The 9165-nt window shown below is 72.1% G+C and carries 7 protein-coding genes; all 7 read left to right on the plus strand.

Annotation, left to right across the window (positions count from 1 at the left end; genetic code table 11):
* Positions 1-84: 84 nt before the first annotated feature.
* The 7 genes from ACFV6E_RS14975 to ACFV6E_RS15005 all read left to right on the plus strand — a co-directional run bounded on the left by ACFV6E_RS14975 (position 85) and on the right by ACFV6E_RS15005 (position 8841).
* Complete coding sequence (locus ACFV6E_RS14975) at positions 85-1110, plus strand: alpha/beta fold hydrolase (protein ID WP_385461865.1); 1026 nt, start codon at positions 85-87, stop codon at positions 1108-1110.
* A gap of 8 nt (positions 1111-1118) precedes the next feature.
* Positions 1119-2894 carry a DUF3152 domain-containing protein gene (locus tag ACFV6E_RS14980; RefSeq protein ID WP_385461868.1) on the plus strand — a complete coding sequence of 592 codons (1776 nt, stop codon included), beginning with the start codon at positions 1119-1121 and terminating at the stop codon, positions 2892-2894.
* A 92-nt stretch (positions 2895-2986) separates the two neighbouring features.
* Positions 2987-3079, plus strand: coding sequence for an Ms4533A family Cys-rich leader peptide (locus ACFV6E_RS14985; protein WP_385175043.1), 93 nt, complete (start codon positions 2987-2989; stop codon positions 3077-3079).
* 227 nt (positions 3080-3306) lie between these two features.
* Positions 3307-5028, plus strand: a complete 1722-nt coding sequence (locus tag ACFV6E_RS14990; RefSeq protein ID WP_385175040.1) for an ABC transporter substrate-binding protein — start codon at positions 3307-3309, stop codon at positions 5026-5028.
* Between the two features lie 26 nt (positions 5029-5054).
* A complete protein-coding gene (locus ACFV6E_RS14995; protein WP_385461871.1) occupies positions 5055-6062 on the plus strand; it encodes an ABC transporter permease in 1008 nt (335 codons plus the stop codon).
* Positions 6059-7156 carry an ABC transporter permease gene (locus tag ACFV6E_RS15000; RefSeq protein ID WP_385461874.1) on the plus strand — a complete coding sequence of 366 codons (1098 nt, stop codon included), beginning with the start codon at positions 6059-6061 and terminating at the stop codon, positions 7154-7156. The genes ACFV6E_RS14995 and ACFV6E_RS15000 overlap by 4 nt, the downstream gene beginning before the upstream one ends.
* Positions 7153-8841: a dipeptide ABC transporter ATP-binding protein gene (locus tag ACFV6E_RS15005; protein ID WP_385175032.1), complete on the plus strand. Its 1689-nt coding sequence runs from the start codon at positions 7153-7155 to the stop codon at positions 8839-8841. Before ACFV6E_RS15000 ends, ACFV6E_RS15005 begins: the two co-directional genes overlap by 4 nt.
* The last annotated feature ends 324 nt before the right edge of the window (positions 8842-9165 follow it).

The raw sequence follows: 9165 nt of genomic DNA on the forward strand, positions 1-9165 counted from the left end.
ATCGCTTGCCGGGGGCACGGATCGTCCTCTCCTTGTGACCGCCGACACACAGGTCGCCGCGTGATCGTCTCGTAACATTGCCGCATGTCTTCGACCGAGCTGCCATCCCTGCTGGCCAACACCGTCTCCCCGAAGGTCGGTGCCGTCAGGGTCGCGGAAGGCGAGCGGCTGCGGTCGGTCGGACTGCCAGGGGCCACGCTGACGGTGCGGTCGAGACCGCCGGCGCGCGAGGGACTGCCGCCCGCGCTGTACGTGCACGGGCTCGGCGGCTCCTCGCAGAACTGGTCCGCGCTGATGCCGCTGCTCGACGGGCTGGTGGAGAGCGAGGCGCTCGACCTCCCGGGCTTCGGCGACTCGCCGCCGCCGGACGACGGGAACTACTCGGTCACCGGGCACGCGCGCGCGGTCATCCGTTATATCGACGCCTCCGGACGCGGCCCGGTGCACCTCTTCGGGAACTCGCTGGGCGGCGCCGTCGCCACGCGCGTCGCGGCCGTGCGGCCCGACCTCGTCCGTACGCTCGCGCTGGTCTCGCCCGCGCTCCCGGAGATCCGGGCGCAGCGCACGGCGTGGCCGACCGCCGCGCTGGCGCTGCCCGGCGTGGCGGGCCTGTTCACCCGTTTCACCCGGGGCTGGACCGCCGAGCAGCGCGTACGCGGCGTCATGGCGCTCTGCTACGGGGACCCCTCCACGGTGACGCCCGAGGGCTTCCGGCACGCGGTCGAGGAGATGGAGCGGCGGCTCGCCCTGCCCTACTTCTGGGACGCCATGGCCCGGTCGGCGCGCGGCATCGTCAACGCGTACACGCTGGGCGGACAGCACGGGCTGTGGCGTCAGGCCGAGCGCGTCCTGGCGCCGACGCTGCTCGTCTACGGGGGCCGCGACCAGCTCGTCGCCTACCGCATGGCCCAGCGGGCCGCCCGCGCCTTCCGTGACTCCCGGCTCCTGACACTCCCGGACGCGGGACATGTCGCGATGATGGAGGATCCCGATACGGTGGCCGCGGCGTTCCGTGAACTCCTCGTGGATACGGGAGAGTTGCGCGGCGACGCGGACTTGGGTGCCCCGGCCGTCAGGGACGGGGCCGACAGTGCGGACTCGGGGAGCTGAGGCGGGGCGTGGGACGTCACAGCCGCCGGGGGCGGGCAGGCAAGGGCGAGGCCGGCGGCAAGGCAGCCGCCCCCAGAGCGACACCGTCCCCCGAGAGGGGCGGCCCGCCGATTCCACAAGCCCCGGAGGCGCCACAGGCCCCGCGGAACATGCAGCCCCCGGCGAGCGGGACTCCGCCCAGAGGTGTGCCACGGCTGCCGGACGGCACCCCCGCGCGCGGAGTACCCCGGTACGGGGACGGCACTCCCGCGCGGGGCGTTCCACGGTTGCCCGACGGCACGCCGGCCCGGGGCGTGCCGCGCCTCACGGACAGCGCACCGGGCGTACCCGGTGGACCGGGCGGGCCCGGTTCCGGTCACGGTCCCGGTCGTGGTCCCGGCTCCGCTCACGGAGTACCCCGGTCGCCCGACGGCACTCCCGCGCGCGGGGTGCCGCGTTTTCCTGACGGGACTCCCGCGCGCGGGGTCCCCCGCTTCCCGGACGGGACCCCCGCCCATGGGGTGCCGCGTTCTCCCGGTGGCACTCCCGCGCGCGGGGTGCCCCAGGTGCGCGGCGGGCATCCCGAGCAGCGTGAGGGCGGTGGCGGCTGGGGCGACCTGTCGCGCGGCGCGCGGGGCGCGGCCTCCGGACCCGGTTCCGGGCCCGGCGCGGCTTCCGGCGCGGCTTCCGGGCCGCACGGGCAGGGGCCGCGGATACCGCGACAGCCGCAGGAGACCGGGCGCGGCGACTCACACGGCGGCCTGCACGGCGGTCCACGGCAGGAGTACCTCGACGCGTTCGAGGCGGACGACGACGTCTTCGCGTCGCGCCAGGACGGTCGCAGTGGCCGTGACGGCAGGGACGGCCGGGACGCGTCGCGGCGGGCCGGCGCGGGTCCCGGCTCCGCCGCCGGTGGGGACCGCGGTACCGGCGCCGGTACGGACGCCGGCGCCGAGGAGCCGCCGGAGAGCGGGCGGTCCGGCCCGGTCAAGGGCGGCAAGGGGCTGACCTTCGCCGGGATCGCGGCCGCCGCCGTGACCACGGTGCTCGCCGTGATCGTCGCCGGACAGGTGGCCGGCGGCCGGGAGGACAACGCCGTACGGGCCCAGGCCGCCGGCGGCGAGGGCCGGGGCGCCCAGGACTCCCTCTCGCGCGGAGACGGCCGGCCCACGCAGTCCGGGTCGCCCTCCCCGAGCCCGACCGTGCTGACGTACGACCAGAAGATGGCCAAGACGTATCCGCTCGGCGAGACCTTCGAGGGGTCGGGGAAGTTCGACGCGGTCACCGGACTCGACAAGGCGCCCGGCAAGGGGCGCAAGTGGACCTACCGGGTCGACGTGGAACACGGCCTCGGGCTCGACGCCGAGCTCTTCGCGCAGGCCGTGCAGAAGACGCTGAACGACGACCGGAGCTGGGCGCACAACGGGGCCCGGACCTTCGAGCGGATCTCCTCGGGCAAGCCCGACTTCGTCATCACCCTGGCGAGCCCCGGCACCACCGCGACCTGGTGCGCCAAGTCCGGCCTCGACACCACCGAGGACAACGTCTCCTGCGACTCCGCCGCCACCGCCCGCGTCATGATCAACGCGTACCGGTGGGCGCAGGGTTCGCCGACCTACGGCGACCGCATCCACGCGTACCGGCAGATGCTGATCAACCACGAGGTGGGGCACCGGCTCGGGTACGGGCACGTCACTTGTGACAAGGACGGCTCGCTGGCGCCGGTCATGCAGCAGCAGACCAAGTTCCTCGATCACGACGGTATCCACTGTCTGGCCAATCCCTGGCCGTTCCCCGGGAGTTGACGGACGGGCGCCGGACCGGCAGCGGGCTCGTGGTCCGGTCCGGCGCCCGGCCCGCGTTGACAGCGGGCGAAAGTTCGTTCATATTTCTGCGCATGTCGCCCTCCCACGCCTCCGCGCGCGCCGCCATCGAGCTGGCGCTCATCGGCGTGACCGCGCTCTGCGTGGCCGACATCCACTGTCGCTGACACCCGCCCCGGCGTGTGCGTCAGCTCTTCCTCCGTACGCCTCGCGTTCCCGCGTGACCGCGGGTTCCGCGTGAACGCGTGAACCGGATCCCTTTCTGCCGGATCCCTCCCGTCGGACCCCTTTCCGTCGGACGCCGACGACCGATGCATGACGCCCAGGGCGGATCCTGCGCTCTTTCGTCTCACTATGCGGCAATCCGTCTCAACATCCGAGAGGTCGTCTTCCGATGCGCCAACCGTCCCTCACAGCGCGCCGCGTGGCCGCGGTATCCGTCAGCCTGGTCGTGGCAGCGGGCGCCGCCGCCTGCGGGCCCGAGGACAACGATGCCAAGGGCGCCGACGGCGACTCGAAGCCGCAGAAGGGCGGCACGCTGACGGTTCTGAACGCAGGCGCGCAGTCCGACTTCGACCCGGCGCGGCTGTACACCTCCGGCGGCGGCAACGTGCCCTCGCTCGTCTTCCGCACGCTCACCACCCGCAACCGCGAGAACGGGGCCGCCGGTTCGAAGGTCGTCCCCGACCTCGCCACCGACACCGGCCGCCCGAGCAAGAACGCCACCGTCTGGACGTACACCCTGAAGGACGGGCTGAAGTACGAGGACGGGACGGCGATCACCTCCGCCGACATCAAGTACGGCATCGAGCGCTCCTTCGCGGCCGAACTCTCCGGCGGCGCGCCCTACTTGAGAGACTGGCTGATCGGCGGCGCCGACTACGAGGGCCCCTACAAGGACAAGGGCAAGGGGCTCGACTCGATCGAGACGCCGGACGAGCGGACCATCGTCTTCCACCTCAACAAGCCCGAGGGGGAGTTCCCCTACCTGGCCACCCAGACCCAGTTCGCGCCCGTACCGAAGGCCAAGGACACCGGTACCAAGTACGAGGAGCACCCCGTCTCCTCGGGCCCGTACAAGGTCGTCAAGAACGAGAACGACGGCGAGCGGCTGATCCTGGAGCGCAACACCCACTGGTCCGCGGCGACCGACGAGGAGCGCAAGGCGTACCCGGACAAGATCGACGTACGCTCCGGGCTCGACTCCTCCGTCATCAACCAGCGGCTCTCGTCCTCCCAGGGTGCGGACGCCGCCGCCGTCACCACCGACACCAACCTCGGCCCGGCCGAACTCGCCAAGGTCACCGGCGACAAGGAACTCGCCTCGCGCGTCGGCACCGGCCACTTCGGTTACACGAACTACATCGCCTTCAACCCCAAGGTGAAGCCTTTCGACGACCCGAAGGTCCGGCAGGCGATCTCGTACGCCGTCGACCGCTCCTCCGTGATCAACGCGGCCGGCGGTTCGTCGCTCGCCGAGCCGGCGACCACCTACCTGCCGGACCAGAAGTCCTTCGGCTACACCGCGTACGACCACTTCCCGGCGGGCGAGTCCGGCAACGCGGCCAAGGCCAAGGCGCTGCTGAAGGAGGCCGGTTACGAGAACGGCCTTACGGTGACGCTCACGCATTCCAACGCCAAGGACTTCGAGACCAGCCCGGAGATAGCCACCGCGATCCAGGACGCCCTCAAGAAGGCCGGCATCACCGTCAAGCTCGAAGGGCTCGAGGAGAACGACTACTCCGACACGATCCACGACGTGAAGACCGAGCCCGGCTTCTTCCTCGCCCACTGGGGTGCCGACTGGCCGTCCGGCGGCCCGTTCCTGGCCCCGATCTTCGACGGCCGGCAGATCGTCAAGGACGGCGCGAACTTCAACACGGGCTTCCTCAACGACAAGTCGGTCAATGACGAGATTGACGCGATCAACAAGTTGACCGATCTTGACGAGGCCGCCACGCGCTGGGGTGCACTGGACAAGAAGATCGGTGAGCAGGCACTCACCGTGCCGTTGTTCCACCCGGTCTACAAGCGGCTGTACGGCAAGGACATCAAGAACGTCGTCATCAGCGACTGGACGGGTGTACTGGACATCTCGCAGGTCGCGGTCAAGTAAGTCCGATGAGTGATCCGTTGACTGAGATGAGTGAGACCTTGACGGTCTCCGAGGCTCAGGGAGTCCCCGGGGCGGGTGCCGACACGGTCCTCGCCCCGGTCTCCGGAGCCCGGCAGTTCTGGCGGCGGCTGCGCACGCAGCGCGCCGCCCTCGTCGCGGCGGCCGTCGTCGCGCTGCTCGTCCTGGTCGCGCTCGCCGCGCCGCTGCTCACGGCGATCGAGGGCCAGGACCCGACCACGTACCACCCCTCGCTGATCGACTCCGCGCGCGGCGGGGTGCCCGTCGGCTCGTTCGGCGGCGTCAGCGGCGACCACTGGCTCGGCGTGGAGCCGCAGACCGGCCGCGACCTCTTCGCCCGGCTCGTGTACGGCGCCCGGGTCTCGCTCGGCGTCGCCCTCGCGGCGACGCTGGTGCAGGTCCTGATCGGCGTCGTGGTCGGGGTCGCCGCGGCGCTCGGCAACCGGTGGGTCGACCAACTGCTCAGCCGGGCCACGGACATCATCATCGCGATGCCGCTGATGATCGTCTCCCTGGCGCTGCTCGCGATCGTGCCCAGCGGCTTCCCGCGGCCCGTCCTGGTCGCCCTGATCATCGGCCTGGTGGCCTGGGGCTCGACGGCGAAGATCGTCCGCGCCCACACCCTGACGCTGAAGGAACTCGACCACGTTGCCGCGGCCCGGCTCAGCGGCTGGGGCCCCTGGCGGGTGGCCCGCCGCGAGCTGCTGCCCGCGCTGGCCGCGCCCGTCATCACGTACGCGGCCCTGCTCGTACCGGCGAACATCACCGTCGAGGCGGCCCTCAGCTTCCTCGGCGTCGGCGTGAAGCCGCCGACGCCGTCCTGGGGACAGATGCTGACCGCGGCCGACGTCTGGTACCAGGCGGCGCCGCAGTACCTGCTGCTGCCCGCCGGTGCGCTCTTCGTGACCGTGCTCGCCCTCACCGTCCTCGGCGACGGCGTGCGCACGGCCCTCGACCCGCGCGCGGCCTCACGGCTGAGCGTCGGGACGGGACGCAGGCGGGAGGCCAAGGCATGAGCACACGTCCCACTGGTCCCAAGGGTGTGAGTGCGGGTTCCACCGGTCTCAAGGGTGTGAGTGCGAGTCTCACCGGTTTCACGGGCTTCACCGGCCTCGCCGGTTTCACGGGTTTCGTCGTACGGCGGCTGGTCGGTGCCGTCGTCACCCTGCTCGCGATCTCGGTCATCATCTACGCCGTCTTCTACATCGCACCCGGCGACGTCGCGCAGATCACCTGCGGTCCGCGCTGTTCGCCCGCCCAAGTGCAGCAGGTCGCCGATCAGCTGCGCCTGGACGACCCGGTCTACCTGCGCTACTGGCACTTCCTCCAGGGCGTCTTCGCCGGCCAGGACTACTCGACCGGCACCTCCGTGCAGCACTGCGGCGCGCCCTGCCTCGGCCTTTCGTACCAGACCGACCAGCAGGTCACCGAGCTGATCGTCGCCAAGCTGCCGGTCACCGTGTCGCTGGTCGTCGGCGCGATGACGCTGTGGCTGCTGCTCGGCGTCGGCACCGGCGTGCTGTCCGCCTGGCGGCGCGGCCGGCTGACCGAGCGGGTGCTGACCGGCATCACCCTCGCCGGCACGGCCACGCCCGTCTTCGTCATCGGCCTGGTGCTGATGATCATCGTCTGCGGGCAGTTGCAGTGGCTGCCCTTCCCGCAGTACGTGCCCTTCACCGAGGACCCCGAGCAGTGGGCGTGGAACCTGCTGCTGCCCTGGCTCTCCTTCGCCCTCATCGAGGCCGCCAGATACGCCCGCCTCACCCGCGCGGCGATGCTTGAGACGCTCGCCGAGGACCATGTACGCACCTTCCGCGCGTACGGCGTGGGGGAGCGCTCGGTCATCGGACGGCACGCCCTGCGCGGCGCCATCGCGCCGGTCATCGCGCTGGCCGCCAACGACGCCGGAGCGGCGATCGGCGGCGCGGTGCTCACCGAATCGATGTTCGGACTGCCCGGACTCGGGCGCGAACTCGTGCACGCCGTGAACGTCGTCGACCTGCCGGTGGTCGTCGGACTCGTCCTGGTCACCGGCTTCTTCGTGGTTCTGGCCAACGCCGTCGCGGACGTGCTGTTCGCGGTGGCCGACCGACGGGTGGTGCTGACGTGAGTCCGGTAGAAGCCGGAGGGCGGCCGGCCGGAACCGGCGACAACCTGGTGGAGGTCAGCGACCTCTCGGTCGAGTTCGGGGAGCTGCGCGCCGTCGACGGGCTCTCCTTCCGCCTGGCGAGGGGCGCCGCGCTCGGTCTGGTCGGCGAGTCCGGCTCCGGCAAGTCCACGGTCGCGTCCGCGCTGCTGGGGCTGCACCGCGGCACGGGCGCCCGCGTCGGCGGCTCGGTACGGGTGGCCGGCGTGGACGTGGGCGCCGCCTCCGACGACGAACTGCGGCGGCTGCGCGGCGGAAAGGCCGCCATGGTCTTCCAGGACCCGCTGTCTTCCCTGGACCCTTACTACGCCGTCGGCGACCAGATCGCCGAGGTGTACCGGGTGCACACGCGCGCCTCGCGCCGGGCGGCCCGCGCCCGCGCCGTCACCGTGCTCGACCGGGTCGGCATCCCCGACGCCGCCCGCAGATCGCGGTCGCGCCCGCACGAGTTCAGCGGCGGCATGCGCCAGCGCGCCCTGATCGCCATGGCCCTCGCCTGCGAACCGGACCTGCTGATCGCCGACGAACCCACCACCGCCCTCGACGTGACCGTCCAGGCCCAGATCCTCGACCTCCTGCACACCCTGCGCGAGGAGACCGGGACGGGACTGCTGCTGGTCACGCACGACGTCGGCGTAGCCGCCGAGAGTGTGGACGAGGTCCTCGTCATGCGGCACGGGCGGACCGTGGAACAGGGCCCGGTCACCGACGTCCTGGGCGCGCCGCGCGAGCCGTACACGCGGGAGCTGCTGGGGGCGGTGCCTCGGGTGGACACGCCGCGCGCCCGGGACACGGGCTCTTCGAGTGGTACCAGGAGTGGTACCGGGAGTAGTACTGACTCGTCGGGCGAGGTGGTGCTGGAGGCGGCGGGGCTGCGGCGCGTCTTCGGGCGCGGCAAGGGGCAGTTCGCGGCCGTGGACGACGTGTCCCTGACCATCCGCCGGGGCCAGACCCTGGGCGTCGTCGGCGAGAGCGGCAGCGGCAAGACCACACTGGGCCGGATGCTCGTGGGCCTGCTCGAACCGACCGCGGGCACGATCCGGTACGAGGGCCGCGAACGGTCCGGCGCCAAGCCCGTCAGCCCCGCGGTGCAGATGGTCTTCCAGGACCCGGTGTCCTCCCTCAACCCCCGGCGCAGCATCGGCGAGTCGATCGCCGATCCGCTGCGGGCACGCGGCGAGCGGGACGAGCGACGGATCCGGGAGCGCGTACGGGAACTGCTGGGGCGCGTGGGGCTCGAAGCCGCCCACTACGACCGCTATCCGCACGAGTTCAGCGGCGGTCAGCGCCAGCGCGTCGGCATCGCGCGGGCGCTCGCCGCCGAGCCCCGCGTCATCGTCTGCGACGAGCCCGTCTCGGCGCTCGACGTCACCACGCAGGCGCAGGTGGTCGCCCTGCTCGGCGAGTTGCAGCGGGAACTCGGGCTCGCGCTGGTCTTCGTGGCCCACGATCTCGCGGTCGTGCGCCAGGTCAGCGACCACGTCGCGGTGATGCGGCAGGGCCGGATCGTCGAGAGCGGACCCGCCGACGAGGTGTACGACGCCCCGCGGGACCCGTACACCAAGCAGTTGCTGGCCGCCGTACCGGCCCTGGACCCGGCGGTCGCGACCCGCCGCCGCGACGCGCGCCGGCAGTTGGCGGCGGTGTGAGCCGGTGTGAAGTGAACTCGCGGACGTACGACATGGATTCGCGGCCGTCTGCGATGCGAGTTCGTCGCTGCGCGACGCGATTTGGTGTCTGTATGCCGCGAACTGGCAGTGATCGAACGGCCCTGTAGCGCTACAGAACGTCGCACGTAGGGGAAAGTTACGACCGTTCACCCCTTTTGGTGGGGGGGCCGGGCCCCCCCCGCCCGGCCCCCCCGCGGCGGCCTTGTCCGGGGTCCCCGTCCACCGCGCTCTACAGCCCCCCGCGAGGCGGGCGGCCGAGCGGTGCATCAGAGGGTGGTCGACGCGCCCGGGGCGGGCCAGGGC

This window comes from Streptomyces sp. NPDC059785 (assembly GCF_042732375.1).
Classification (GTDB): domain Bacteria; phylum Actinomycetota; class Actinomycetes; order Streptomycetales; family Streptomycetaceae; genus Streptomyces.